Genomic DNA, 262 nt, shown 5'->3' with positions numbered 1-262 from the left:
CTCGCGCGAACTCGCATCGAAGGCCCAAGGCATCCTTGTGTTCCCGGATGTGAAGAAAGCGGCCTTCATTGCCGGGGCAGAGTATGGCGAAGGCGCATTGCGTGTGGGTGGCACGACAGTTGGCTACTACAGCACGGCGGCTGCTTCATTTGGATTCCAGGCCGGTGCCCAGTCGACGGCAGTCATTTTCATGTTCATGACGCAGGACGTGCTCGACAAGTTCCGCAATGCGGCTGGGTGGTCGGTTGGCAGCGACGTAGCA

1 protein-coding gene is annotated in these 262 nt (G+C 59.9%); it reads left to right on the top strand.

All coding sequences use genetic code 11. The features are described 5' to 3' along the window. A partial coding sequence (locus tag SB764_RS41560; protein WP_410866974.1) for a YSC84-related protein occupies positions 1 to 262 on the top strand: 262 nt, incomplete at both ends.

It is taken from the genome of Paraburkholderia sp. SIMBA_027, from assembly GCF_046535315.1.
Taxonomy (GTDB): Bacteria; Pseudomonadota; Gammaproteobacteria; order Burkholderiales; family Burkholderiaceae; genus Paraburkholderia; species Paraburkholderia tropica.
This window is presented reverse-complemented; position numbering and strand designations above follow the sequence as displayed.